Consider the following 26,423-nt stretch of genomic DNA (forward strand, 5'->3'; position numbering starts at 1 on the left):
CGGGCCGGCTCAGAGGATGCTGGGCACGTCGGTGCTGATGGGCACCGGCAACACGGTGGGACGGTCGGCGCGCAGCCCGCTGGCGAGCGCCGCGCCGAGCTCATCGGGGGTCTGGATCACCTCGGTGGCGCAGCCGTAGCCGGACGCTATCGCGACGATGTCCAGTCCCGGCAGGTCGAGTCCGGGCACCCCGGGAGTGTCCTTCAGGTCGGCGAAAGCCTTGAGGATGGCGTACTGCTGGTTGACCGGGACGACGACCACGACCGGCAGCGCGAGGCGCGCGGCGGTCCACAACGCCTGCACCGAGTAGTGGAACGACCCGTCACCGATGACGGCCACCACCGGGCGGCCGCGCCGGGTGTCCCGCTCGGCGAGTGCCACCCCGATCGCGGCTGGCAGGCCGTAGCCGAGGCCGCCGCTGGCCATGGTGAAGTACGACGCCGGGCGGTTGATCCGCAACTGCCGGCGCAGGGCGGACAAGTTGGACGGTGACTCCTGCACCAGCACCCCGTCCGCCGGCCAGTGCGCGGCCAGCCCGGCGAACAGGGCGTCGGCGCTCAGCGGGGCGGTGATCTCCGGCGAGGTCGGTGCGTCCCGGGGCGCGGGGGGTGACCGGTCGGCCGGCGGCACCAGGTCGATGAGCGCGGCCAGGGTCAGTCCGGGGTCGCCGAGCAGGCTGTCCCCGACCGGGGCGCGCGCGGCCTCGTCGGGGTCGTCCGTGACGTGCAGCAGCCGGGCGCCGTCCGGTAGGTGCCCGCCCGGTATGTGCGGGTAGTAGCGGAACACCGGAGCGCCGATGACCAGCACCGTGTCGTGCCCGCGCAGCGCATCGGCGAGCGGGCCGATCGCGTACGGCAGCACACCGCGAAAGTGCGGGTGGTCCTCCGGAAACACGGCGCGTTCGGGTGCGGGGGCCGACCAGACCGGTGCGGCCAGCCGCTCGGCGAGCGCGACCGCAGCCGACCAGCTTGCGGAGCGGTCCACTCCCGGCCCGTACACCAGCACCGGGTTGTGGCTGCCGGCCAGGATCCGGGCGAACTCGTCCAGCCGTTGCGGGTCCGGTGCGAACCGGGTGGCTACCGTTCGCGGTGCGGGCAGCGGGTCGGCGGGTTGGGCCCAGTCGTCCATCGGCAGGGAGAGGAAGACCGGCCCGGATGGTGGCTGCACCGCCGTCGCGTACGCCCGCAGCATCGCCGCGGGGATGTCCTGCGCCCGGGTCGGCTCGTAGGCCCACTTGACGTACGGCTGCGGCAGCTCGGTGGGCCGTCGGCTGGTCAGGCGGGGTTCGAGCAGCAGCATCTCCCGGGTCTGCTGACCGGCGGTGACGATCAGCGGGGTCTTGTTGTGCCAGGCGGTGACCAGGTTGCCCATGCCGTTGCCGGTGCCCGGGGCGGTGTGCAGGTTGACGTGGGCGGGTGTTCCGGCGGCCTGGGCGTAGCCGTCGGCCATCGCGACCGCCGTCGCCTCGTGCAGCGCGTGAACGTAGTGGAAGTCGGCGGGGAAGTCCTGCAGGAACGGCTCCTCGGTGGAGCCGGGGTTGCCGAACATGGTGGTCATGCCGAGGGTGCGGAGCACGTCGTACGTCGCGTCCCGGACCGTTGCCATCGCCACCCGCCTCCGTCTCGCGGGCAGGGACGATCGCGGTCGCCCTCCCGATCAGCCGAATCTATCGGGATGTGACGGACCTTTCGGGTGTTTCGCGTGGGCCCATCCGGTAGACCGGCTCCGTGCCTGCTCAGGGCAACGCGAAGGGCGGGGTGATGCCGTCCAGCGCGCGGCCGCAGACGCAGTCCTGCGCGGCGGGCAGCGCCGCCAGGGCGTCCAGCAGGACGCCCCGCAGCCGGTCGGTGTTGGCCGCGAAGACCCGGAACACCTCGTCCTGGGTCACCGACTCACCGGCCTGCACCCCGGCGTCCAAGTCGGTGATCAATGCGATCGAGGAGTAGCAGAGGGCCAACTCCCGAGCGAGCACCGCCTCCGGGTGACCGGTCATGTTGACGACAGTGCCGCCAATCGAGGCGTACCAGCGGGACTCGGCCCGAGTGGAGAACCGCGGGCCCTCGACCACCACCACGGTCCCGCCGTCCACGGCCGTGACGTCCCGGCCAGCGGCGGCGGCGAGCAGGGCCCGCCGGCCGTTCAGGCAGTACGGGTCGGCGAACGGCACGTGCACGGCACCCTGGTCGTAGTAGGTCTGCGCCCGGCCGCTGGTCCGGTCGATCAGCTGGTCCGGGACCACGAACGTGCCCGGGTCCAGCTCCGGGCGGAGCCCACCGACCGCGCACGGCGCCAACACCTGGCGTACGCCGAGGGAGCGCAACGCCCACAGGTTGGCCCGGTAGGGGATCAAATGTGGTGGATGCCGGTGATCCCGGCCGTGCCGGGGCAGGAACGCGACTCGCCGCCCAGCCACCTCGGCGATGGTCACCGCGTCCGACGGTGGCCCGTACGGGGTTTCCAGCTCATGGGCGGTGCCGTCGAGGAGGGCGTACAGGCCTGACCCACCGATCACCGCGATGTCCGCCGTCGGTGCCATCGGCCCTCCGTCTTAACTGTCCGATCACCCGCCGGTCAGACCTTAGCCAGCACCCGGGACGCAGGCTATGGTGCCAGGCATGGCGTTGACAGCGCGGCTGATCCTGGTGCACCGGGCGGATCCGGTAGATGACCGATCCCCGGCGTGGGCTCACGGTTGACGGGTGTGTGGGATGCAGGGTGAGGGTCAGGCGATCGGCGGACGAGCGATGGAGTCGATGACCGGGCGGCTGCTGGTCGCGACTCCGGCGCTCAAGGACCCGAACTTCGACCGTACGGTGGTTCTGCTCGTCGCCCATGAGCCGGGCGGTGCGCTCGGTGTGGTGCTGAACCGGGCCACCGAGGTGCCGGTGTCCGAGGTGCTCGGCGACTGGAGCGACCTGGCCCGCTACCCGGCGGTGCTCTTCGAGGGCGGGCCGGTGCAGCCCGACTCGGCCATCTGCCTGGCCCGGATGCGGCACCCGATGCGCCGATTGAAGGGCTTCCACCAGGTCTCCGGAGCGGTCGGCACGATCGACCTCTCGGTCGACCCGGAGCGGCTGCGGGAGAGCATCGGGGGGATCCGTGTCTTCGCCGGCTACTCCGGCTGGGGCAGTGGCCAGTTGGAGCAGGAGATCGCCGGCGGCTCCTGGTTCGTGCTGGACGGGTTGCCCGGTGACGCCTTCGTCGACCGGCCCGACGACCTGTGGCCGATGGTGCTGCGCCGGCAGGGCGGGATGATGGCCGCGGTCGCCCACTTTCCGCCGGACGTGGCGCTCAACTGAGCCGGTTCGGCATGGGACCCCGCGAGATGACCATGCCGGCCAGTCTGTGTATAGTTTCCCAGGTGCCCGGGCGACCGGGACGACAGCAAGGGGCCGTGGCGCAGCTGGTAGCGCACCACACTGGCAGTGTGGGGGTCAGGGGTTCGAGTCCCCTCGGCTCCACCCTTGTGAACGCATGTCAGCGGCCCGGTTGATGATTATCAACCGGGCCGCTGTCTGTCGTCCGGATCGGTGCGTGAGCGGTCGGAGGGGCGGTCAGCCTTGGCCCGGCGGCGTGCGAATGCCAACGCGATCTTGAACAAAAAACGCCCCGACCGGGACCCGGTCGGGGCGTTCGATGCTGTATGTCCGGTAAGGGCGTGATCAGCCCTGGCGGCTCTTCCACTGCGGGTTGGCGCGGTTCACCACGACCACCCGGCCACGACGGCGGACCACCACCGAACCCGGCTTCTGCTTGAGCGCACGCAACGAGCTACGTACCTTCATGTCTGCCTCCTCGGTTCTCGCGGTTCCGAGTATCGAAACGCCGCAGCCACCCGCCGGATTCCCGCCGACCGCCGTCGAACCTTTGCCGCCCGCGGGCCGTACCAGTGGGCGGAGGTCGCCCTCATGTCCGTTCACCGGTTCCTCGCCACGGTGCTGGTCGCTGCCGCGACCGTGCCCCTGGCCGCCACGCCCGCCGCCGCGCACGGCGCTCCGACCGACCCGATCAGCCGGGCGGCGGCCTGTGGGCCCCAGGGCCGGCACGCGGCCACCGCTGCCTGCCGGGCCGCTGTCCAGGCGGGCGCTGCCGTCCGCGAGTGGGACAACGTCCGGGTCGCCGCGATCGACGGCCGGGACCGGGAGCGGATCCCGGACGGGGAGCTGTGCAGCGGCGGGTTGTCCGCGTACCGGGGTCTGGATCTGCCCCGGACGGACTGGCCGGCCACCGAGTTGACCACGGGCGCGAAGTTCACCTTCCGGTACCGGACCACCATTGAGCACCGGGGCACCTTCCGGCTCTACGCCACCAAGCCCGACTACGACCCTCGTGCGCCGCTGACCTGGGCGGACCTGGAGTCACGTCCGTTCTTGACGATGACCGACCCGCCGGTGCGGGCCGGGGCGTACCAGTTGCCGGGTCGACTGCCGGCGGGCCGTGCGGGCCGGCACCTCATCTACACGATCTGGCAGAACTCCAACACCCCGGACACCTACTACTCCTGCTCGGACGTGGTGTTCCGCCCCGCACGAGGCACCCAGCAGCCGAAGAGCGCGACGAAGAGCGCGGCGGCTGTTCCGCGTACCTCCGCGGGGCCGGCCGCAACCGACCCGGCGGTGGCGGCGGCGGCCGACCCGGGCGTGCCGGTGGCGTCGGTGACCGACCTCGGCGCCCGGTGGCCGGTGCTGGCCGGCGCCGCCACCGTGCTGGTCCTGGCGCTGCTGATCGGCGCGGGACGGCGGCGACGCAACGCCGCCGCTCCGGTCGGCCGGCAGTGCGAGGTACGCAACCACCGCGCCGGGCGCCGCCGGATCTGGTGACCCGGCGGCCCGACGTGGCTCAGGACAGGAGGCCGTCGATCTCGGCGAGCTCCTCGGCGGTGAAGTCGAGGTTGTCGAGCGCCGCGATGTTCGTCTCCAACTGCTCGACGCTGCTGGCCCCGATGATCAGGCTGGTCATCCGCGGGTCGCGCAGCGCCCAGGCCAGCGCGAGCTGGGCGAGGGACTGGCCGCGCCGCTCGGCGACCGCGCCGAGCCCTCGGATGGTGGCCATCTTCTCCTCGCTGAGGTCGCTCTCGTTGAGGAAGACACTGGTGCGCACCCGCGAGTCCGCCGGAATGCCACCCAGGTAGCGGTCGGTCAGCAGGCCCTGGGCCAGCGGGCTGTACGCGATGCAGCCCGCGCCGACCTGCTCCAGCGTGTCGAGCAGGCCGTCGGACTCGGTCCAGCGGTTGAGCATCGAGTACGACGGCTGGTTGATCAGCAGCGGCGTACCCAGTTCGCCGAGGATCGCGGCGGCCCGCGCGGTCTGCTCGGAGTTGTAGTTCGAGATGCCCACGTAGAGCGCCTTGCCGGAGCGGACGATCGCGTCGAGCGCGCCCATCGTCTCCTCCAGCGGAGTGTCCGGGTCGAACCGGTGCGAGTAGAAGACGTCGACGTAGTCGAGCCCCATCCGCCCCAGCGACTGGTCCAGCGACGAGATCAGGTTCTTGCGCGAGCCCCACTCGCCGTACGGGCCGGGCCACATGAGGTAACCGGCCTTGCTGGAGATGATCAGCTCGTCCCGGTAGGGCTTCAGGTCGGTGGCGAGCAGCCGGCCGAAGTTCTCCTCCGCCGCGCCGGGCGGCGGCCCGTAGTTGTTGGCCAGGTCGAAGTGGGTGACACCCAGGTCGAAGGCGCGTCGGACGGTGTCGCGCTGCCGTTCGAACGGGCGGTCCGGGCCGAAGTTGTGCCACAGGCCGAGCGAGACGGCGGGCAGCCGCAGGCCACTGCGTCCGCTGCGCCGGTAGGTCATGGTGTCGTAGCGGTCATCCGCAGCGAGGTAGGTCACGATCATGAGCCTAGCTCCGGCCCGTGGTGCTGCGGATCAGGCGTGTGAACCCGGACAGCGGGGTAGTTTCGACGCCATGCGGTTCATCGCGCTCGACACGCCCAAACCGTTATCCAAGATCGGGTTGGGCACCTGGCAGTTCGGCTCCCGCGAGTGGGGTTACGGCCCGGACTTCGAGCAGCGGGCGGCGCAGATCGTCCGGCGGGCCGTCGAGTTGGGCGTGACCGTCTTCGACACCGCGGAGATCTACGCCTTCGGGCGCAGCGAACGGATCCTCGGAGCGGCGCTCGGCGACGACCGGCCCAAGGTGGTCGTCGCCACCAAGATCCTGCCGATCCTGCCGGTGGCCGCGGTGGTGCAGCAGCGGGCGGTCGCCTCGGCGGCCCGGCTCGGCGTCACCAGCATCGACCTGTACCAGGTGCACCAGCCCAACCCGCTCGTCGCCGACCACACCACCATGCGCGGCATGCGGGCGCTGCAGGACGTGGGGCTGGTCGGCGAGGTCGGGGTGAGCAACTACGGGCTGCGCCGTTGGCAGGTCGCCGAGGCGGCGCTCGGCCGCCGGGTGCTCAGCAACCAGGTCCGCTACAGCATGGTGGACCGCGGTCCCGAACAGGACCTGCTGCCGTACGCCCGGCAGGCCGGGCGCGTCGTCATCGCGTACAGCCCGTTGGCGCAGGGCTTCCTCTCCGGCCGCTACGACGCGAAGAACCCGCCGACCGGCGCGGTCCGGCGAGCCAACCCGTACTTCCTGCCGGAGAACCTGGAACGCGGCGCGAACCTGATCGAGACGCTGCGCCAGGTCGCCGACGCGCACGACGCGACCCCCAGCCAGATCGCGCTCGCCCACCTGCTGCGCCACCCGAACGTGCTGGCCATCCCCGGCGCGTCCGGAGTGGAGCAGATGGAACGCAACGCGGCCGCCGCGGACATCGACCTCGCCGACGACGAGTACGCGGCGCTGGCCGAGGCCGCCAGACGCTTCCGCCCGGTCACCGGACTCGCCGCGATGCCCCAAATGCTGCGTGCCCGGTTCGCCGGCCCGACGGGAAAGTGAGCACAGTGGACGACATCACCGCACTGATCCTGGACGACCACGCCGCCTTCCGGCGCGGCTTCGCCCGCCTCGACGACGCCCGCGACGAGCAGGAGATGCTCGCCATCTGGGACGCGCTCGCCCTGCACCTGGACATCCACGCCGAGGCGGAGGAGGCGATCCTCTATCCGCACCTGGTCAAGCACGGCGACGACGGTGAGGACGAGACCGCCGACGCGATCGGTGACCACAACAAGATCCGGGACGCCATCGCCGAGGCGAAGTTGCACCCGGTCGGTTCGGACGAGTGGTGGGCGGCGGTCGGCACGGCCCGTCGGGAGAACAGCGAACACCTGGCCGAGGAGGAGGACGAGGCGCTGCCGGACTTCCGCCGGCACGCCAGCACCGAACTCCGCGCCGAGCTCGGCCAACGCTGGCTGACGTTCTACGGCGAGCACAAGAACGGCCGCAACCTTCCGTTCCGCGACAAGGACCCACAGCAGTACGTCGCCGACCACCGCTGAGATCTCCCCGGCACGGGGGAGTCGCCCAGGCCCGTCTCGGCAGCAGAATGGCGAAGTGACCTTCCGAGCGGCGCTGGCCCCGCTCGTCGCCGGCACCACCTGGCGGCGCGGCGTGTTCCTACTGCTGGGCGGAGTGCTGGCGCTGCCGTACGGGCTGCTCGTGGTGACCTTCGCCCAACTGTTCGCCGACTCGGCGATCCCCCGCGCACTGGTGTACGCCCTGCTCGTGATCGCGGCGCTGATCGCCGGGGTGCCGCTGCTGCTGGACGGCAGCCGGGCGTTGGAGATCGCCGCCGTACGGGCGTTGCTCGGGGTCGACCTGCCCGAGCCGGCACTCGGGCACCGCGGCGACCGGGAAACCCGGCTGCGCAGCGCACTCTGGATCGCCACGCACCTCATCGTCGGCGCTCTGGTGATGGTCGCGCTGTTCAGCGCCTTGCCGATGGCGCTGGCCTTCATCGGTCAGCAGTTCGGCATCGGTGTCGAGCTGACCAGCCGGGAACGGTTCGGGCCGCTCGACGGGCGGGACAGCGGCTTGCTGACCCTGACCGGGGTGGCTCTGCTGGTCGGCCTCGGCTACGCCGTCGCGGGGCTCGGCGCGCTCGCCGGATCCATGGCGCCGGTGCTGCTCGGTCCCGCTCAGGCGGAACGGATCGCCGCGCTGGAGGCGCGGGCCACCCGACTCGCCGAACGCAACCGACTGGCCCGGGAGCTGCACGACTCGATCGGCCACGCGCTGACCGTGGCCACCCTTCAGGCCGGGGCCGCCCGCGAGGTCCTCGACACAGACCCGGAGTTCGTCCGACGGGCGCTCACCGCCATCGAGGAGACCGGACGGACCGCGATGGACGAGCTGGATCACGTGCTCGGGCTGCTCCGGGACACCGGCAGCTCCCGGCCAGCCGTGGCGCCGCAGCGTACGCTCGCCGACCTGGACCGGCTCGTCCGCGACGCCCACGCGGCCGGGCTGACGGTGCACGCACAGCGCGCCGGCGACCCGGCGCGGGTGCCCGCCGTGGTCTCCCGGGAGGGCTACCGGATCGTCCAGGAAGGCCTGACCAACGCCGCCCGGTACGGCCACGGGCCGGTCACGCTGCGGCTGGAACTGCATCCCGACGCAATGGAGTTGGAGCTGGTCAACGCGGTGGGGCGTTCGGAACGCGCGGAGCTGGGCCGGGGCGGCCGGGGCCTGGACGGTATGCGCGAGCGGGTCCTGCTGCTCGGTGGCCGGCTCACCGTGGGACCGGACGGTGACCGTTGGCTGATCCGGGCCCGCCTGCCGTACGAGGAGACGACATGACCACGGGCGTGCTGATCGTCGACGACGACGAGCTGATCCGGGTCGGGCTGCGGGCAATCATCGACGCCCAACCCGACCTGCGGGTGCTCGCCGAGGCCGCCGACGGTGCCGAGGTGCCGCCGCTGGTCGCCCGGCATCGGCCGGACGTGGTGCTGATGGACGTGCGAATGCCCGGCATCGACGGCATCCAGGCGACCCGGCATCTGTTGGCCACCTCGGCCACCCCACCCCGGGTGCTGGTGGTCACCACGTTCGCCAACGACGAGTACGTCTACGAGGCGCTCCGCGCCGGAGCCTCCGGTTTCCTGCTCAAACGGGCCCGGCCCGCCGAGGTGGTGGAGGCCGTCCGGGTGGTGGCGGCGGGGGAGTCGCTGCTTTTCCCGGCGGCGATCCGCCAGCTCGTCGGGGCGTACGGGCCGGCCGGCGGCGACCGGTTGTGTGCCGCCCGGCTCACCGAACGGGAGGCCGAGGTGCTGCGGTTGATGACCACCGGGCGGTCCAACCCGGAGATCGCCGCCCACCTGGTCGTCGGAGTGGAGACCGTCAAGACGCACGTCGGCAACGTGCTGGCCAAGCTGGGCGTCCGCGACCGTACCCAGGCGGTCATCGCCGCCTACGAGTCCGGGTTCGTCACCCCGTCCGGCTGAGCGGTCCCTACCCTCTTGTCGTTTTCGGTTGCTTGGGGGCCTCTTTCAAACGTGAGCTAGCGTGGGGCGGGTGACTGCGCCTACCCCGGTAATCCCGGTTCCACCGGCCGACCTGCCCGGCACGCTCGGCGCGCTTCGGGCGGCCGGTCACCAATACCGCACCGTCAAGCAGGAACTCCGCGACAACCTTCTGGCCCGGATGCGCTCCGGTGAGGCCCGTTTCCCCGGCATCGTCGGCTACGACGACAGCGTGTTGCCCGAGGTCGAGCGGGCACTGCTCGCCGGGCACGACATGGTGCTGCTCGGTGAGCGCGGCCAGGGCAAGACCCGACTCATCCGCTCGCTCGGTGCGTTGCTCGACGAGTGGACCCCGGTCATCCCCGGTTCGGTGCTCAACGAGCACCCCCTGCACCCGCTTACGCCCGCGTCCCGCGCCCAGGTCGCCGAGGCCGGCGACGACCAGCCGGTCGGCTGGCTGCACCGCTCGATGCGCTACGGCGAGAAGCTGGCGACCCCGGACACCAGCGTCGGCGACCTGATCGGTGACGTCGACCCGATCCGGATCGCCCAGGGCCGCACCCTCGGCGACCCGGAAACCATCCACTTCGGGTTGGTACCTCGGACCAACCGGGGCATCTTCGCCGTCAACGAGCTGCCCGACCTGGCCGAGCGGATCCAGGTGGCCCTGCTCAACGTGCTGGAGGAGCGGGACATCCAGGTCCGCGGCTACCAGCTGCGGCTTCCACTGGACCTGCTCCTGGTGGCCAGCGCCAACCCGGAGGACTACACCAACCGGGGTCGGATCATCACCCCGCTCAAGGACCGGTTCGGCGCGGAGATCCGTACCCACTACCCCGTCGACCTGGAGTTGGAGCTGGCGCTGATCCGGCAGGAGGCCGATCTGGTCGCCGAGGTGCCGGAGCACGTGCTGGAGGTTCTGGCCCGGTTCGCCCGCGCCGTGCGGGAGTCGCCGTCGGTGGACCCGCGCTCCGGTGTCTCCGCCCGGTTCGCCATCGCCGCGGCGGAGACGGTCGCCGGCGCCGCGCTGCGCCGCGCCGGTCTGCTCGCCGCTTCTCCGACCCCGGAGGGACGCCCCGAGGCTGCGGTGGCGCGGGTCGGGGACGCGGTGTCGGTGACCAGCACCTTGCGCGGCAAGGTGGAGTTCGAGAGCGGCGAGGAGGGACGGGAGATCGAGGTCCTCGCCCACCTGCTGCGCACCGCGACCGCCGAGACGTTCCGGGCACACCTGGCCGGGCTGGACCTGTCCGGGTTCACCGCCCTCGTCGAGGAGGGCACGGCGATCGAGACCGGCGAGCTGGTCGGCGCCGCCGAGCTGCTGCGCCAGGTGGGCACCGTGCCCGGGTTGGCGAAGGTCCTCGATCGGCTCGGCCTGGGTGACGCGCCCACCCCGGAGGAGGCGGCGGCCGCCGTCGAGTTCGTGCTGGAGGGGTTGCACCTGACCCGGAGGCTCGGCAAGGACGTCACCGACTCGGGGCGCACCGTCTACGGCGGCCGGGGCTGACGGTGGCCGGCAACCGGTTCCGGTACGGGCAGTGGCGTGGCGGGCCCGACCCGCTGGCGCCCCCGTACGACGTGCGCGAGGCGGTGGACGCGGTCGGCGCCGAGGTGCTGGCCGGCGGCAGCCTGCGGGAGGCGCTGCGCGACCTGCTGCGTCGTGGCCCGCAGGGGCGGGGTGGGCTGGACGACCTGGCCGCCCGGGCTCGGCGGCTGCGCCGGGAGGCGCTTCGGCGCGGTGACCTGGACGGCGCGGTGACCAGGGCCCAGGCCCTGCTCGACCAGGCTCTCGCCGCCGAGCGGGACGAGCTGCGGGGCCGCGATGGCGACGACGCGCGGTTCGCCGAGTCGGTGCTGGACAGCCTGCCCCGCTCGACCGCGCGGGCGGTGGAGGAGCTGTCCGGCTACCAGTGGGCCAGCGAGGACGCCCGCCGGTCGTACCAGCAGATCCTCGACCAGCTCCGCGACGACGTGCTCGGTCAGCGGTTCGCCGGGCTGCGCGACGCGGTGCGTGCGTCCGCCGACCCGGCCGCTCAGCAGCGGCTGGCCGAGATGATGAGCGACCTGAACGAGCTGTTGGCCCGGCACGGCCGCGCCGAGGACACCACCGACGCGTTCGCCGAGTTCATGCGCCGGCACGGCGATTTCTTCCCGGAGCGGCCGGAGACCGTCGACGAACTGATCGACGTACTGGCCCGCCGGTCGGCGGCCGGTGAGCGGCTGATGAACTCGCTCTCCGACCGGCAGCGCGCCGAGCTGGCCGGTCTGATGCAGCAGTCGCTCGGCGACCGCCTCGCGGGGGAGTTGTCCGCCCTCGATGCGAACCTGCGGGCCCTTCGCCCGGATCTGCGCTGGGGACGCGGCGAGCGGGTCCGGGGCGAACAGCCGCTGGACTACGCCGACGCCGCCGGTGCCCTGGGTGAGATCGGCGAGCTGGACGACCTGTTGGACCAGCTCGACCAGGAACACCCGGGTGCCACGCTGGACGACGTGGACGTCGACGCGGTGGCCCGCACGCTGGGCCGGGACGCGGCCGATGACGTTCGTCGGCTGCGCGACCTGGAGCGGGAGCTACGCCGGCAGGGTTGGGTCAGTCGGGACGCGGACGGGCTCACGCTGAGCCCGAAGGCGCTGCGCCGCCTCGGCGGGACCGCGCTGCGCCGGGTCTTCGCGGAGCTGACCGCCGGGCCGCGCGGCCAGCACGACCTGCGCTCGGCGGGGGCCGCCGGCGAGGTCAGCGGCGCGTCCAGACCCTGGGAGTACGGCGATGAGCAGCCGTTGGACGTGGTCCGAACGCTGACCCGAGCGGTCAGCCGGGCCGGGCCGACGGTTCCGGTGCAGCTCGCGGTGGACGACTTCGAGGTGGTGGAGACCGAGAAGCGGGCCTCGGCTGCGGTGGCGCTCTGCGTCGACCTGTCGTACTCGATGATCTCCCAGGGCCGTTGGGGGCCGATGAAGCAGACCGCCCTGGCGCTGGCGCACCTGATGGAGACGCGCTTCCCGCAGGACGCCCTGCAGATCGTGGGCTTCGGCCGGGAGGCGATGACGCTCACTCAGCATGAGCTGGCCTCCACGGAGCCGGACATGGAACAGGGCACCAACCTCCAGCACGCGCTGCGGTTGGCGGGTCGGCACCTGCGCCGGCACCCGGACGCCGAGCCGGTGGTGTTGGTGGTCACCGACGGGGAGCCGACCGCCCACCTCGACCCGGACGACGGGGAGGCGCTGTTCCACTGGCCGCCGCTGCCGGAGACGATCGAGGCGACGGTTCGTGAGGTGGACCGGCTGAGCCGATACGGCGCCACGATCAACCTGTTCATGCTCGGCGACGACCCGGGTCTACGGCGCTTCGTGGACGCGGTGGCGCGCCGCAGCCGAGGCCGCATGTTCACGCCCGACACCGACGACCTCGGCGAGTACGTGGTCAGCGACTACCTCCGCTCCCGCCAATCCCGCCGCTAATCCTGCGCGAGCGGGGTTGACTGGGAGGCGTGGAGAGCGGGGGATTGCGGCGGGCGTACGGCGTGTTGCTCGCGGAGGTCGACGCGGGCGGGTTCGGTCCGGCTCCGGAGGGGCAGCTCAGTGCCGAGCAGGTCGTCGCGCATCTGGTCGCCAACGACGAGCTGATGATCCAGGCCACCGAGGCGCTGCTGGCCGGTGCGCCGTTCGCCTACTACGAGTTGGAGGAGGACATGCACCGCCCGCAGCTCGACGCGCTCGCCGCCGAGCAGGGCGGTCTGCGTGGCCTGACCGCTCTGCTGCACGGGACCAGCGACCGTCTGTGCGGGCTGGTCGACCAGCTCGGCCTGGCTGCCGAGACTCCGGTCGAAACCCACCTGCGGGAGGGCTTCGACCTGATCGTCGACGAGCCGCTGCCCTGGTCACGCACGCTCGACCTGCACACCCGGGTCCACCTACCCAAGCACCAGGCGCAGCTCCGCCTCCTCCGCTCCTGAGCCAAGCGGATCAGGCGCCGCCCCCGGGTGCCCCCGGGACGCGCCTCCGCCCCACCGCGCTCGCCCGGCGACCTTGATCAACTCCAGATCGCCGACCTGGCGGTATCCCGCTCGCCGGTTACCGCCACATCGGCGATCTGGAGTCGATCATGGATCAGGTGTCGATCAGTTCCGGGCGGGGGTGGAAGGTGCGGCGGTAGGCCGACGGGGCGACGCCGATGCGCTGGTGGAGTTGCTGGCGCAGGGCGGCGGTGGTGCCGAAGCCGGTGCGGTGGGCGATCTGGTCGACGGTGAGGTCGGTCGTCTCCAGCAGCAGTCGTGCGTGGTCGGTGCGCTGTTGCAGCAGCCACTGCGCCGGGCTCAGGCCGGTCTCCGACCGGAAGCGCCGGGTGAAGGTGCGCACGCTCATCCGCGCCTGCGCGGCGAGGTCGCGCAGGGCGATCGGCTCGTGCAGCCGCTGCCGCGCCCACTCCCGGGCACCCGCGGTGCTGGTGTCGGTGGCCTTCGGCACCGGGCGCTCGATGTACTGCGCCTGGCCGCCGTCCCGCCACGGTGGCATCACGCAGCGGCGGGCCGCCCGGTTGGCCACCTCACTGCCGTGGTCGAGGCGGATGACGTGCAGGCAGAGGTCGATGCCGGCGGCGACCCCGGCCGAGGTGAGCACCCGGTCGTCGGCGATGAAGAGCACGCCCGGGTCGAGGTCCACCCGGCCGTACAGGCGACGGAACTGCTCCGCGTACGCCCAGTGGGTGGTCGCCCGACGTCCGTCGAGCAGTCCGGCGGCGGCCAGCACGAACGCCCCGGTGCAGATCGACATGATCCGGGCGCCCCGCTCGTACGCCGCCCGTAGCGCCTCGGCCACCTCCGGCGCCACGGTGCCCAAGGTCAACGCACCGCCGTCGTGGATGCCGGGGACGATCACCGTGTCGGCGGTGTCGAGCAGTTCCAGACCATGGTCGGGGAGCACCTGGAAACCGGCGGTGCTGCGGACCGGCCGTCCACCCGGGGTGCACACCCGTACGTCGTAGAACGGCGTTCCGTCGGTGGCCCGGGCGGTGGTGAAGACCTGAGACGGGGTGCCGAGGTCCAGGCCAACCACCTGGTCCAGGGCGAGTACGGCGATCCGGTGCGGGCGAACGGTCATGGCCCGATTATTGCGCATGATGGCTTTCCGGCCACTCGTCGCGGTGAACGACCCCGCCCAGACTGGTCCGGTGACCAAGAACCGCCGTCTTCATCCCGCCTGGCTGGTGGCCGCCGTCGCCTTCGTGGCGCTGGTCGGCGCGGCCGGCTTCCGCGCCACACCGTCGGTGCTGCTGCACCCCTTGCACGAGGAGTTCGGCTGGCCCCTGGCCACCATCTCCGCGGCCGTGTCGGTCAACCTGCTGCTCTACGGGCTCACCGCGCCGTTCGCGGCTGCCCTGATGGACCGGTTCGGCATCCGCCGGGTGGTCTCGGTGGCGCTGTTGCTGGTCGCCGCGGGCAGCGGGCTGACGGTCTTCATGAGCGCGAGCTGGCAGCTACTGCTCTGCTGGGGTGTGCTGGTCGGGCTGGGCACCGGCTCGATGGCGTTGGCGTTCGTGGCCACCATCACCGGGCGCTGGTTCGTGCGCCGGCGGGGCCTGGTCACCGGAGTGCTGACCGCCGGCGGGGCGGCCGGACAACTGGTGTTCCTACCCCTGATCGCCATCCTGGTACGTGACCACGGTTGGCGTACCGCGGCACTCGTCGTGGCCGGAGCGGCGCTTGCGGTCGTACCCCTGGTGGTGTGGTTGCTGCGCGAGCACCCGGCGGATCTCGGCCTGCCCGCCTACGGCGCGACCGAGGTCGTCGCGGCACCACCGGCGACCGGCGGCGCGGCGACCCGGGCGCTGGGCGCACTGGCGGCCGCGGCGCGGACCCGGCCCTTCTGGCTGCTGGCCGGCGGGTTCGCGATCTGCGGAGCGACCACCAACGGCCTTGTCGGTACGCACTTCGTGCCGGCCGCGCACGACCACGGCATGGCCGAGACCACCGCGGCCGGGCTGCTCGCCCTGGTGGGGCTCTTCGACATCGTCGGGACCATCGCCTCCGGCTGGCTCACCGACCGGGTGGACAGCCGGTTGCTGCTCGGCATGTACTACGCGCTGCGCGGGGCGTCCCTGCTGGTGCTGCCGAGCCTGTTCTCCGGCACCGCCGAGCCGAGCATGCTGGTGTTCATCATCTTCTACGGCCTGGACTGGGTGGCCACCGTGCCGCCGACGGTGGCGCTGTGCCGGGAGTACTTCGGCGGTGCCGGCGCGGTGGTGTTCGGCTGGGTGTTCGCCGCCCACCAGCTCGGCGCGGCGGTCGCCGCGACCGGTGCGGGGCTGGTCCGGGACCGGCTCGGCGACTACGCGATGGCCTGGTACGTGGCCGGCGCGCTGTCGATCGGTGCCGCCGGGCTGTCGTTGCTGCTGCGCCGCCGACCGGGCCGGCCGGTGCCGGAGGCCGTGCTGGCCGCCGCGACCGCGCCGAAGGCCTGGAGGTTCCAGGGCTGAGACGGCGCCGCACGCCCCGGCCGGACCAGCGGCAGTGACGTGGACCAGGCGGTCAGCCAACGGTCCACTGCTGGGCCGGCCGTCCGTCGCAGGGCCGCTGCCGGATGTCGTCGCCGGCCTCTGCGCCGTCGTCGTCGGCCTGCGCGCACTTGCCGCTGTGCACCGCCACCAGCAGCACCGGGCCGGTGCCGGTCGCGGCGAGCCGCCACTGCTGGTTGGCCTCACCGTGACAGGGGAACTGCATGACCTGTGCGCCGTCGTCGCCGCTGCCACCCTCGACGTCGAGGCACTGCCCGTGTGCGGCGTTGGTCAACGTCACCGCGTCCGCGGCGGTCGGGTTGACCACCCACTGCTGCTCCGGGCCGCCATTGCACGCGGCCAACTGGGCCTCGGCCTCTTCGCCGTCACCGTCGAGCCCGAGGCAGAGCCCGGAGGCAAGCCGGAGCACCCGAGGCCCGGTGGGCGGCCCGGCCGGGGTGGTCGCGGACGGGCTGGGTGACGGCTCGGCCGGTGCGCTCGGCTCGGCCGCCGGGGCGGTCGGCTGCACGCTGCTGGAGGACGCGCCGACCGTGGCCGGGACGGGCTGCTCGTCGTGCCCGCCGAGCAGCCCGGTGGCGAAGACCACCCCGAGGAGCGCGCCGACGACCCCCACCGCCAGCGCCACCCGCAGCAACGGGTCGGCCAGCGGGCCAGGGCGGGGTGCCTGTCGCCCGCCGTAGATGGTGCCGGCGGGGTCGGGGCGTTCCTCGGGCGTGGACATACGCGCCATCCTCACCCACGACGGCGCGCCGGAGCCAGTCAGTCCGCGCAGTGGCTGGTGCCGAGGCTCAGCGGGTGGGCTGCGGGTCGGTGACGTCGGCCACGGTGGCGCCGAGGGCGGCGATCGCGGCGTCGGCGTCGACCGCGATGGCGAGGCCGCGTTCACCGGCACCCAGGGTGATCTCCCGGCCGCGCAGTCGCTCGTCGGCGATCACCGGCCACGCCGTGCTCGCGCCGAACGGGGTGATGGTGCCGCGTTCGTAGCCGGTGGCGGCCAGGGCGCCCGCCGCGTCCGGCATGGAGAGTCGGTGCACCCCGAGCAGGGCGCGCAGCTTGGGCCAGGAGACCACCCGGTCCCCGGGGGTGAGCACGAACAGGTGATCTTCCGCACCCCGGCGGACCACGATCGTCTTGACCACGTCGGGGATGGCCACGCCCCGGGCTGCGGCGGCCTCCGCGAGGCTGCCGGCCGCACCATGGCTGACCAGCCGATATGGCAACTGGGCGGCGTCCAGGGCGGTGATCGCGGGCGATGGCATGCCCGTCACGGTAACCGCCAGGCCTGCCACCGGACGGGAAACTGCCACCGCCGACATCCCACGGTTTCCTGAGGGCGAGCGTAAGGTGATCACATGCGCGCTGAGCGTGTGGATCACCCGATTAGCCATGATCAAGCGGTGGACACGCTGCGACGGTCGTACGCCGCGGTGCCCACGGGCGAGCCTGTCCGGCTGGCCAAACGAACCTCCAACCTGTTCCGCCCCCGGTCCGCTCCCCGGACTCCGGGGCTCGACGTGAGTGCCCTGAACGGCGTGCTCTCGGTCGACCCGGCCGGGCGCACCGCCGACGTGCAGGGCATGTGCACCTACGAGGACCTGGTCGACGCGACGTTGCCGCACGGGCTGATGCCGCTGGTGGTGCCGCAGTTGCGCACCATCACCCTGGGCGGTGCGGTCACCGGCCTCGGGATCGAGTCGACCTCGTTCCGCAACGGCCTGCCGCACGAGTCGGTGCGGGAGATGGACATCCTCACCGGCTCGGGCGAGATCGTCACCGCCCGCCCCGAGGGCGACCACGCCGACCTGTTCACCGCGTTCCCCAACTCGCTGGGCAGCCTCGGTTACGCCACCCGGCTACGCATCGAGCTGCAACCGGTCGGCCGGTACGTGGCACTGCGCAACGTCCGGTTCACCCGACTGGAGGCGCTCACCGACGCGATCGCCGAGGTCAGCGCCACCCGGTCCTGGGCCGGCGAGCCGGTCGACGCGATGGACGGGGTGATGTTCAGCCCCGGCGAGGCGTACCTGGTGTTCGCCACGTTCACCGACGCGGCCGACCCGCCCAGCGACTACACCGGTCAGGGGATCTACTACCGGTCGCTGCGCGAGCGCACCCGGGACGTGCTCACCGCGTACGACTATCTCTGGCGCTGGGACACCGACTGGTTCTGGTGCTCGGCGGCGTTCGGCGCGCAGCACCCGGTCGTGCGCAGGCTCTGGCCGGCGCGTTACCGGCGCAGCGACTTCTACCACCGGCTGGTCCGCCTTGAGCACCGCCACCAGGTGGCGGCCCGGATCGACCGGCTGCGGGGGCAGCCGGCCCGGGAGCGGGTCGTGCAGGACGTGGAGATCCCGCTGGACCAGACGGCCGACTTCCTGCGCTGGTTCGCCAGCGAGGTGGGGATGAACCCGGTGTGGTTGTGTCCGTTGCGCCTGCGTGAGCCGGCGGGTGCCGGTTCGGCGCGGTCTTGGCCGCTGTATCCCCTCCGGCCGGGGCAGGACTACGTCAACATTGGGTTCTGGGGGAGCGTGCCGATCGCGCCGGGCGCCGCCGACGGCGACGTCAACCGCACGATCGAACGCAGGGTGTCGGAGTCGGGCGGGCACAAGTCGCTCTACTCCGACGCGTACTACGACCGGGACGCCTTCGATCGCCTGTATGGCGGCGACACGTGGCGCGCGGTGAAAGACCGCTACGACCCGGACCACCGGCTGACGGGACTGTACGAAAAGGCGGTAGCACGAGCATGAGCCTGACCGACAGAGATCAGGGGGCGGCGAGCGTCCCCGCCACCCCTCCGGCGGGGGGCCGGCACACGGGTCCGACCGTGGCGGATGTCGTCCGCGCGGTCACCACGGGGCCGTTGCCGGTGCGGATCACCGGGTACGACGGCAGTGCCGTTGGCCCGTCCGACGCCGGCATCACCCTCGCGATCCGTTCCGAGCGGGGGCTGTCGTACCTGCTCACCGCCCCTGGCGACCTGGGCATGGCCCGGGCCTACGTCAGTGGCGACCTGGCGTTGCAGGGGGTGCATCCGGGCGACCCGTACGAGGCGTTGCGGGTGCTCAAGGACGAGCTTCGGTTGCGCCCACCGTCGTTGGCCGAAGGGCTGGCGCTGGTCCGGGGGCTGGGCTGGGAGAGGCTGATGCCGCCGCCGGCACCTCCGCAGGAGGCGCAGCCGCGGTGGAAGCGGGTGATGAACGGGCTGCGGCACTCACGGGTCCGCGACAGCACGGCGATCTCGCACCACTACGACGTCTCGAACGCCTTCTACGAGAAGGTGCTCGGCCCCTCGATGACGTACACCTGCGCGGTCTTCCGGTCTCCGGACGACACGTTGGAGCAGGCCCAGGCCGCGAAGTACGACCTGGTCGCCGGCAAGCTGGCGCTCAAGAAGGGGATGCGGCTGCTGGATGTGGGCTGCGGCTGGGGTGGCATGGTCCGGCACGCGGCCCGCGAGTACGGCGTGAAGGCGCTCGGGGTGACCCTGTCGAAGGCGCAGGCCGAGTGGGCGCAGGCGGCGATCGAGCGGGAGGGGCTGACCGGGCTGGCCGAGGTGCGGCACATGGACTACCGGGACGCCCCGGTGGAGCAGTTCGACGCCATCTCCTCGATCGGCCTGACCGAGCACATCGGGGTGCGCAACTACCCGACCTACTTCGGGGCGCTGCGGCACCGGCTGCGCGCCGGTGGTCGGCTGCTCAACCACTGCATCACCCGCGCCGACAATCGGGCGCCGCACCGCTCCGGCGCGTTCATCGACCGGTACGTCTTCCCGGACGGGGAGTTGGCCGGCCCGGGTCGGCTGATCAGCGAGATCCACGACGCCGGGCTGGAGGTGCACCACGAGGAGAACCTGCGCCAGCACTACGCGCTGACGCTGGCCGCCTGGGGTCGCAACCTCGTGGAGCACTGGGACTACTGCGTGTCGGAGGTGGGCGCGGGCACCGCCCGGGTGTGGGGGCTGTACATGGCCGGGTCGCGGATGGCGTTCGAGCGCAACGGCATCCAGCTGCACCAGGTGTTGGCCACCCACAACGGCCCGGACGGCGTGAACGGCTACCCGCTGCGGCCCGACTGGCTGCCCTGACCGTCTGGTGACCGTCGCCTGAAGCCGCGTCGAAAAAGTCGGCGCGGCTTTCGGCGAACCGATTGACAAACAAATTTTGTACGTACAAACTGATTTTGCCATGAGAGACGTCCTGTACCTGGAGCAGATCGAGCAGGCCGAAGTCCTGCTCAAGCCGCAGCGCGTCGAGGTGCTGCGACAACTGGCCGAGCCGCGCACCTGCACCGAGGTCGCGGCCCGACTCGACCAGACGCCACAGCGCGTCTACTACCACGTCAAACAGCTCGTCGCGGCCGGCCTCGTCGAGCTGGTCAACGAGCGCAAGGTCCGCGGCATCACCGAGGGCATCTACCAGGCGGCCGCCCGGTCGTACTGGCTGTCCCCCCGGCTCGTCGGCCGGATCGGGCTGCGCCGGGCCCGTGACGAGCTGAGCCTGGGCTACCTGCTCGACCTGATGGAGGAGGTCCAGGCCGACGTCGCCGCCCTGGACCGGACGGCGCCCGAGCTGCCCTCGGTCGGGGTCTCCGGCGAGATCCGGGTGCCGGCAGAGCTTCGCCCGCAGTTCCTGCACGACCTGCAAACCGCACTTCAGGACCTGTTCACCCGCTACGGCGGCAGCGAAGGAGATGCCTTCAAGCTTGCCGTCGCCTGCTATCCGAAAGGGAAAGACCATGAGTGAACCGTTGAAGGTGCAGGCCCGTCTCTCCGCGCCCGTCGGGCGGGTCCGCAAGGCCCTGACCGACCCGACCGAGCTGCGTCTCTGGCTGGCCGAGCACGCCGAGGTCGAGCTGCCGCAGCGGTACGAGTTCTGGGGCCGCTACACGCCCGAGGGTGACGTCCCGCACCAGCGGCTGCTGCACGCCGACGACGACACGCTGCGCTTCGGCTGGCTGCTCGACGGGGTGGAGACCACCACCGAGTTCCAGCTCACCGCCGAGGGCACGGACAACACCGTGCTGACGCTGACCCAGAGCCACTTCGACTTCGCCGAGGCGATGAGCGGCTCCAGCATCCGGGGCGTGCTCCAGACGTACTGGTCGCTGGCCGTCGCCAACCTGGCCGCCCACCTGGAGGGCCGGACGGTGCTGCCGCGCACCGACTTCACCTCCGCCGACCTGCGCGGTGAGCTGGTCATCGAGGCCCCCGCCGACAAGGTCTGGGAGTCGCTGACCGACTCGGAGCAGGCCAGCGCCTGGTTCGGCTACCCGATCGGCATCGAGCCCTGGGTCGGCGGCCGGTACGCCATGGGTGGCTTCGACGCCGGCTACGCCGCCAAGGTGGTCGACCTGGAGCCGGGCCGGCAGATGTCTGTCGACTGGGGACCGGTCGGCGTCACGAGCTGGGAGCTCGCCGAGTCCGACGGGCGCACCACGTTGACCTTCGTGCAGAGCGGCTTCGACGAGGCCAACCCGCCGTACGCGGCCTGGAGCGGGACGGTTTCCGGGCTGGGCGAGCTGCGCCGCTTCCACGAGATGCCGGACTGGCAGCCGATCTGGCTCCCCGCCGAAGTTCCCGGCCTGGAGCCCGCCAACTGACGGTCTCGCCATGATCGTGCTCGATCAAAGATGTAGTGGCCTCGTTCGCCCCGGAGGGCACTACATCCTGGATCGAGCACGATCTTGCGTCGGCGCTGCCGGCCGGTGGCAGCGGGGCATCGCGTTATCTCGGGATCGATTACCGTCAGTCCGATCGACCTGCCGATCGTCTACCGAGGGCGATCACGTCACGGACGCGGGGGTCCACTTGTCAGCACACCGTGGGCGTCGGTGGGGCGCGGCCCTGCTCGGCGCCATCGTCTTTGCCAGCCTGTTGGGCGGCGGCTCAGCTCAAGCCATCGCCAGCGCCCAGCCGGTCGCAGATGGCAACTACCGCTTCAACGTCAAGATCAGCTTCGGTGCCGAGCTCGGCTGCTCCGGCGCGCTCATCAACCAGGACTGGGTGCTGACGGCGAAGAGTTGCTTCGTCACGGGAACGACGCCCGTCGTCGCTGGCCCCCCGAGCCTGCCGAGCACCGTGCTGGTCGGCCGCACCGACCTCACCGGCACGACCGGTCAGCAGCGCGCCGTGGCGTCGCTCAAGCCGCACCCGGATCGCGACCTCGTGCTGGTTCGCCTCTCGACGCCGGTCACCGACGTCGGCCCGGTCACGCTGGCCAGCACCGCGCCGGCCGCCGCCGAGACGCTCACGGCCACCGGATACGGCCGGACGACGACCGAATGGATTCCCAGCCGGCTGCACCAGGGCGCCTTCACGGTTGACGACGTCGCCGCCACCACGGTGGGCCTGAGTGGAGCGACGAGTGGCGCGACCCTCTGCCGGGGAGATGCCGGTGCCCCGGTGTTCCGCGACAACGCAGGCGTCACCACGCTGGTGGCCGTCGTCGCGTCCTCCTGGCAGAAGGGCTGCCTCGGCGAGGTCGAGACGCGCGACGGCGCCACGGCCACCCGGGTCGACGACCTCGCCGCCTGGATCAACGAGCAAACCGCGGACGTCCAGATCTTCGGCGTGCAGGCCGACGGGCGGCTGACCTACAGCGTCATCGACTCGGCGACCGGCGACCTGCGGGCCAACCGGACCTCGACGGCTGCTCTCAGCTTCGCGCCGAAGGCGATGGCCACGCTGAACGAGAACACCATCCTGATCACCGACACCGGCGGCAACATGTACCGGGTGGACGTCACCGGGTTCGACCCGCTGACCTTCACCACGACCAACATCCTCGGTGGCTTCTCGCCGTACAACCGGATGACCTACGACGGCTACGGATCGCTCTACTTCATCCATGGCACTACCAACCAGCTGAACCGCCGTACGATCACCAGCGCCAAGCCGACGGGCGCCGACATCAACCGTGGCACCGCCATCGACACCGGCTTCTCCCAGAAGACCATCGCGTCTCCCGGGCCAGGCCGGATCCTCGGCACCATCTCGGACGGGCGGTTGCTCTCGTACCGCATCTACGGTAACGGTGAGGGTGGCTGGACGGTCGGCACGCTGGCCACGACCGGCTGGAACGCGGCGACCCACCTGCTGTCCCCCGGCGGCGGCGTCTACTACACCCGCAACTCGGCCGGTCGACTGGACCGCTTCCGGGACGCCAACCCGCTCGACGGCAGCGGCACCGACCTCACTGCCTTCCCCAACGACCCGGTCAGCGCGAGCGGATGGAACCAGGTTCTGCTCTCGGCCCGCCCCTGGATCGGCCTGGTGTCGGTCTTCGGTGCGAAGTCGGACGGGCGGCTGTCGTACACGGCGCTCGACCCGGTGACCGGCGCCAAACGGATCTCGACGGTGTCGGCGCAGACCCTCGGCTTCGCTCCGAAGGCGATGGCCGCCCTCAACTCGGACACCCTGCTGGTGACCAACAACGAGAGCCTGTACCGGGTGGACATCACCGGTACCGATCCGTTGACCTTCACTCGCACGGCGGAGCCCATCGGCGGTGTAGGGACCAACAGTCGGTTGGTCTACGACGGCTTCGGCTCGTTGTTCCTGCAGAGGGGCGGCGCTCTGGATCGGTACACGGTGACGAAGGCCAAGCCCGCCAACGTGACGGCCGACATCACCGCCAAGACAGCGATCATCGGTAGCGGTTTCGGAGTGCCCTCGATGGCCGCGACCGGCAAGGGTCGGCTGCTCGCCACGACGAGCGCGGGCATCCTCGCCGCGTACACCATCCCGGCGGCGGGTGGTTGGAGCCGTGTGGATCCGGCCAGCAGCGGCTGGGGTGGCGTCACTTCGCTCTTCTCGCCCGGCGGTGGGCACTACTACCGTCGCGACGCGAACGGTGTGGTGACCGGCTGGTTGGACGCCAGCCCGTACAACGGCAGTGGCACCGACCTCACGGCCTTCGTCCCCGCCGGCAGCTCAAGCACCGGCTGGGATCCGCTGCTCTCGGCGGTGCCGTACGACTCGTGGCCGGACAGCACGCGCCGATGGTGACGCGCTGACCAGACAACCGCAGTGATGGTGCGGGCCACCCGGTGACGGGCGGCCCGCACCTTTCGTCAACCGGGGGCCTGCCGTTCGGCTCTGGCGGGTCATCCGGCCGCTGGCTAGGCTTTCGAGGTTTGCCGGGAACGGTCCTCAGCGTCGAGGGTGCACCACGAGAGAGAGCCGGAGCGTTCTACGTGTCACCGCAGGACGCGAGTCAGGCCGTCGCGGTGTCGACCGTGTCGGCACCGCCCACGCGTCCCGCCTCCGCCGACCGGCCGGCAGTCGCGACGTCCCGGACGGGCCGTGGTGGCCTGCTCGCCGCCGGCACGGTTCTGGCTGTGGAGGCGGCCTGGCTGGTCGCCGCCCTGCCGGGTGCCGCGCTCGTCAGTGACCTGGGCGCGCTGCTGGTCGCCGGGTGGACCACCGTCGCCTGCGCCGGCGCGGCCCGTCGGCACCCGGCACGGCTGCGTCGTTTCTGGACGCTGCTCGCCGTCACCATGGCACTCGCCGCGCTCGGCCGGGCGATCTGGACGGTGCAGCGGCTCGTCGGCGGCGACCTGCCGCACACGCCGGTGGTCGGAGCGGTCTTCATCGCCGGCATCCTCACCGGCACGGCCGCGCTGCTCAACTCGCCATCCGCGCCACGGACCGCGGTCGGGCGGGCCCGTACGTTGCTGGACGGGGTGATCGTCGCGCTGGCCCTGGTGCCGATCGCCTGGGTGCTGGTCTTCCGCGGGGTCGCCGCCGCCGACCTGGCCGACCCGGCGCGCACGCTGGGCTTGCTCTACCCGATGTTCGACCTGATGCAGCTCACGATCCTGGTCGCGGTCTCCGGTCCGGCTCGGCCGTTGTGGCGACCGATGAGCATGCTCGCGGCGAGCCTCACCCTGCGGGTCGTCGCCGACGTCGGCTACGTGTCGCTGGTCGCCCGGGTCGACTACACGGCCGGCCACCCGATCGACCTGTGCTGGCCGCTGAGCTACCTGCTGATCGGCCTGGCCACCCGGAACCCGCCCCCACCGGACTGCGACGGCACCGACGACACCGCCGAGTCGCCGCTGCCGCCCTGGTGGCGGGTGGCGTTGCCGTACCTGCCGGTGGGTGGGGCGATCGTCGCGGTGGTGCTGGCCCGCCGGCCCACCGGGCAGACCCCGCCGCTGGTCTTCGTGACCATGATGTTGTTGCTCGCGGCCCTCGCCGTGCGGCAGGGGTTGGCCGCCAACGAGAACCTGCGGCTGGTGGCCCGGCTGCGCCGGCTCGCGTACGGCGACCAGCTCACCGGGCTGCCCAATCGGCTGCTGTTCAACCGGCGGCTGCGCCTGGCCCTGCGCGACGGGCGACCGGTGGCCGTGCTGCTGCTCGACCTCGACGGGTTCAAGCAGGTCAACGACCGTTTCGGGCACGCGACCGGCGACACCCTGCTGACCGGCCTGGCGGCCCGGATGCGGGCTGCCGTGGCCGGCGACGGCACCATCGCCCGGCTCGGCGGAGACGAGTTCGCGGTGCTCGTCGACGGCGACCGACCGGTCTCACCGGAGCGGCTCGCCGAGCGGCTGTTGGACGCGTTGCGGCCCTCCGACGGCGACGAGGACGTCGGGGTGCACCCGTCGGCGAGCATCGGCATCGCCGAGTACGGCCCGCAGCACGCGTCCCACAGCGACCTGTTGCGCGACGCCGACATCGCCATGTACGCGGCCAAGGCGGCCGGGAAGTCCGCCTACCGGACGTGCACCCCCGCGTTGCGGGAGTCCGCCGTCTCCCGTGCCGAGCTGATCGCCGACCTGCGCCGGGCGGTCGACGAGGATCAGCTGCACCTGGAGTTCCAACCGATCGTCGACCTGGCCACCGGCGCGGTACGCAGCGCCGAGGCGCTGGTGCGTTGGCGGCATCCCCGACTGGGAATGCTGCCGCCGGCGAAGTTCCTGCCGCTGGCCGAGGAGACCGGGTTGATCCTGCCGATCGACCGGTGGGTGATCCACGAGGCGTGCCGGGCCGCGGCGACCTGGCGGGGTCGGGCGCCGGAGGCGACCGTGGCGGTGAACATCGCGGCGGCACACCTGCGCCGGCCGGACCTGATCGCCACGGTCACCGCGGCCACCAGCGCCGCCGGGCTGGCGCCGCGGGCGTTGACCCTGGAGCTGACCGAGTCGGCGCTGATCGAGGGCACCGACGCGGTGCTGGAGCGGCTGCACCAGCTCCGGGAGTTGGGCATCAGGATCGCCATCGACGACTTCGGCACGGGTTACTCGTCGCTGAGCTACCTGCACCGCATCCCGGCGACCGAGCTGAAGATCGACCGGTCGTTCGTGGCCCGGTTGGGGTCGGACGAGCGGGCGTACGCCACGGTGGAGATGGTCACCCGGCTGGCTGGCGCGTTCGACCTGACGGTGGTCGCCGAGGGGGTGGAGACCGAGCGTCAGCACGAGGCGGTCACCGCGATCGGTTGCCCGCGCGGTCAGGGCTATCTGTACGGGCGGCCGGACGTGCCCGCCATGGTGGGCCAGAATCGGGCTTGACCCTCACGTAGCGGCAGGCGGGAGCCTGGTTCCCGGA

The 26,423-nt window shown here is 71.9% G+C and carries 23 protein-coding genes and 1 tRNA gene; 17 read left to right on the forward strand and 7 right to left on the reverse strand.

Annotation, left to right across the window (positions count from 1 at the left end; genetic code table 11):
* Positions 1-9: 9 nt before the first annotated feature.
* On the reverse strand, positions 10-1,605 hold the full coding sequence (gene mdlC / locus HNR20_RS19100; RefSeq protein WP_184181722.1) for a benzoylformate decarboxylase: 1,596 nt from the start codon (positions 1,603-1,605) through the stop codon (positions 10-12).
* Positions 1,606-1,735: 130 nt separating this feature from the next.
* Positions 1,736-2,536, reverse strand: a complete 801-nt coding sequence (locus tag HNR20_RS19105) for an S-methyl-5'-thioadenosine phosphorylase (protein WP_184181724.1) — start codon at positions 2,534-2,536, stop codon at positions 1,736-1,738.
* Positions 2,537-2,708: 172 nt separating this feature from the next.
* Between HNR20_RS19105 and HNR20_RS19110 the strand changes: the two genes are divergently transcribed.
* Positions 2,709-3,299 carry a YqgE/AlgH family protein gene (locus HNR20_RS19110; protein WP_184181726.1) on the forward strand — a complete coding sequence of 197 codons (591 nt, stop codon included), beginning with the start codon at positions 2,709-2,711 and terminating at the stop codon, positions 3,297-3,299.
* 89 nt (positions 3,300-3,388) lie between these two features.
* Positions 3,389-3,461: transfer RNA gene (locus HNR20_RS19115), tRNA-Ala, on the forward strand.
* A 201-nt stretch (positions 3,462-3,662) separates the two neighbouring features.
* Here HNR20_RS19115 and HNR20_RS19120 read toward each other — a convergent pair.
* Positions 3,663-3,785 carry a 50S ribosomal protein L36 gene (locus HNR20_RS19120; RefSeq protein WP_030490864.1) on the reverse strand — a complete coding sequence of 41 codons (123 nt, stop codon included), beginning with the start codon at positions 3,783-3,785 and terminating at the stop codon, positions 3,663-3,665.
* A gap of 123 nt (positions 3,786-3,908) precedes the next feature.
* Here HNR20_RS19120 and HNR20_RS19125 point away from each other — a divergent pair, with 123 nt between their 5' ends.
* Positions 3,909-4,820 carry a lytic polysaccharide monooxygenase auxiliary activity family 9 protein gene (locus HNR20_RS19125; RefSeq protein ID WP_184181728.1) on the forward strand — a complete coding sequence of 304 codons (912 nt, stop codon included), beginning with the start codon at positions 3,909-3,911 and terminating at the stop codon, positions 4,818-4,820.
* A 19-nt stretch (positions 4,821-4,839) separates the two neighbouring features.
* Here HNR20_RS19125 and mgrA read toward each other — a convergent pair whose 3' ends face one another.
* Positions 4,840-5,835, reverse strand: coding sequence for an L-glyceraldehyde 3-phosphate reductase (gene mgrA / locus HNR20_RS19130; protein WP_184181730.1), 996 nt, complete (start codon positions 5,833-5,835; stop codon positions 4,840-4,842).
* 70 nt (positions 5,836-5,905) lie between these two features.
* Between mgrA and HNR20_RS19135 the strand changes: the two genes are divergently transcribed.
* From HNR20_RS19135 to HNR20_RS19165, 7 genes are all read left to right on the forward strand, one after another.
* Positions 5,906-6,886, forward strand: a complete 981-nt coding sequence (locus HNR20_RS19135) for an aldo/keto reductase (protein ID WP_184181732.1) — start codon at positions 5,906-5,908, stop codon at positions 6,884-6,886.
* Between the two features lie 5 nt (positions 6,887-6,891).
* Positions 6,892-7,389 (forward strand): hemerythrin domain-containing protein, encoded by a 498-nt coding sequence (locus HNR20_RS19140; protein ID WP_229686977.1) that lies wholly within the window; start codon positions 6,892-6,894, stop codon positions 7,387-7,389.
* Positions 7,390-7,444: 55 nt separating this feature from the next.
* Entirely contained in the window at positions 7,445-8,689 is a 1,245-nt protein-coding gene (locus HNR20_RS19145; RefSeq protein ID WP_184181737.1) for a sensor histidine kinase, read from the forward strand.
* Positions 8,686-9,336 (forward strand): response regulator transcription factor, encoded by a 651-nt coding sequence (locus HNR20_RS19150; RefSeq protein ID WP_184181739.1) that lies wholly within the window; start codon positions 8,686-8,688, stop codon positions 9,334-9,336. Before HNR20_RS19145 ends, HNR20_RS19150 begins: the two co-directional genes overlap by 4 nt.
* 61 nt (positions 9,337-9,397) lie before the next feature.
* Positions 9,398-10,858 carry a magnesium chelatase ATPase subunit I gene (locus HNR20_RS19155; RefSeq protein WP_184181741.1) on the forward strand — a complete coding sequence of 487 codons (1,461 nt, stop codon included), beginning with the start codon at positions 9,398-9,400 and terminating at the stop codon, positions 10,856-10,858.
* 2 nt (positions 10,859-10,860) lie between these two features.
* Positions 10,861-12,813 carry a vWA domain-containing protein gene (locus HNR20_RS19160; RefSeq protein ID WP_184181743.1) on the forward strand — a complete coding sequence of 651 codons (1,953 nt, stop codon included), beginning with the start codon at positions 10,861-10,863 and terminating at the stop codon, positions 12,811-12,813.
* 29 nt (positions 12,814-12,842) lie between these two features.
* Positions 12,843-13,307 (forward strand): hypothetical protein, encoded by a 465-nt coding sequence (locus HNR20_RS19165; RefSeq protein ID WP_184181745.1) that lies wholly within the window; start codon positions 12,843-12,845, stop codon positions 13,305-13,307.
* A 154-nt stretch (positions 13,308-13,461) separates the two neighbouring features.
* Here HNR20_RS19165 and HNR20_RS19170 read toward each other — a convergent pair whose 3' ends face one another.
* Positions 13,462-14,469 carry a GlxA family transcriptional regulator gene (locus HNR20_RS19170; RefSeq protein ID WP_184181747.1) on the reverse strand — a complete coding sequence of 336 codons (1,008 nt, stop codon included), beginning with the start codon at positions 14,467-14,469 and terminating at the stop codon, positions 13,462-13,464.
* Position 14,470: 1 nt separating this feature from the next.
* On the opposite strand from HNR20_RS19170, the gene HNR20_RS19175 reads away from it, so the two are divergent.
* Positions 14,471-15,826 (forward strand): MFS transporter, encoded by a 1,356-nt coding sequence (locus tag HNR20_RS19175; protein ID WP_221309852.1) that lies wholly within the window; start codon positions 14,471-14,473, stop codon positions 15,824-15,826.
* 52 nt (positions 15,827-15,878) lie between these two features.
* Here the strand turns inward: HNR20_RS19175 and HNR20_RS19180 are convergent, their stop codons facing one another.
* On the reverse strand, positions 15,879-16,586 hold the full coding sequence (locus tag HNR20_RS19180; RefSeq protein WP_184181751.1) for an RICIN domain-containing protein: 708 nt from the start codon (positions 16,584-16,586) through the stop codon (positions 15,879-15,881).
* Between the two features lie 67 nt (positions 16,587-16,653).
* Positions 16,654-17,124, reverse strand: a complete 471-nt coding sequence (locus tag HNR20_RS19185) for an aminoacyl-tRNA deacylase (RefSeq protein WP_184181753.1) — start codon at positions 17,122-17,124, stop codon at positions 16,654-16,656.
* Positions 17,125-17,217: 93 nt separating this feature from the next.
* Here HNR20_RS19185 and HNR20_RS19190 point away from each other — a divergent pair, with 93 nt between their 5' ends.
* The 6 genes from HNR20_RS19190 to HNR20_RS19215 all read left to right on the forward strand — a co-directional run bounded on the left by HNR20_RS19190 (position 17,218) and on the right by HNR20_RS19215 (position 26,386).
* Positions 17,218-18,615, forward strand: coding sequence for an FAD-binding oxidoreductase (locus HNR20_RS19190; RefSeq protein WP_184181755.1), 1,398 nt, complete (start codon positions 17,218-17,220; stop codon positions 18,613-18,615).
* Positions 18,612-19,955, forward strand: coding sequence for a class I SAM-dependent methyltransferase (locus HNR20_RS19195; protein ID WP_184181757.1), 1,344 nt, complete (start codon positions 18,612-18,614; stop codon positions 19,953-19,955). Before HNR20_RS19190 ends, HNR20_RS19195 begins: the two co-directional genes overlap by 4 nt.
* Before the next feature lie 100 nt (positions 19,956-20,055).
* Positions 20,056-20,613, forward strand: coding sequence for a winged helix-turn-helix domain-containing protein (locus HNR20_RS19200; protein ID WP_110564390.1), 558 nt, complete (start codon positions 20,056-20,058; stop codon positions 20,611-20,613).
* Positions 20,606-21,469, forward strand: a complete 864-nt coding sequence (locus HNR20_RS19205) for an SRPBCC family protein (protein ID WP_184181759.1) — start codon at positions 20,606-20,608, stop codon at positions 21,467-21,469. The genes HNR20_RS19200 and HNR20_RS19205 overlap by 8 nt, the downstream gene beginning before the upstream one ends.
* 208 nt (positions 21,470-21,677) lie before the next feature.
* Positions 21,678-23,876: a S1 family peptidase gene (locus HNR20_RS19210; protein ID WP_229686976.1), complete on the forward strand. Its 2,199-nt coding sequence runs from the start codon at positions 21,678-21,680 to the stop codon at positions 23,874-23,876.
* A 188-nt stretch (positions 23,877-24,064) separates the two neighbouring features.
* On the forward strand, positions 24,065-26,386 hold the full coding sequence (locus HNR20_RS19215; RefSeq protein WP_229686974.1) for a putative bifunctional diguanylate cyclase/phosphodiesterase: 2,322 nt from the start codon (positions 24,065-24,067) through the stop codon (positions 26,384-26,386).
* Positions 26,387-26,423 lie beyond the last annotated feature (37 nt).

The organism is Micromonospora parathelypteridis (genome assembly GCF_014201145.1).
Taxonomy (GTDB): domain Bacteria; phylum Actinomycetota; class Actinomycetes; order Mycobacteriales; family Micromonosporaceae; genus Micromonospora; species Micromonospora parathelypteridis.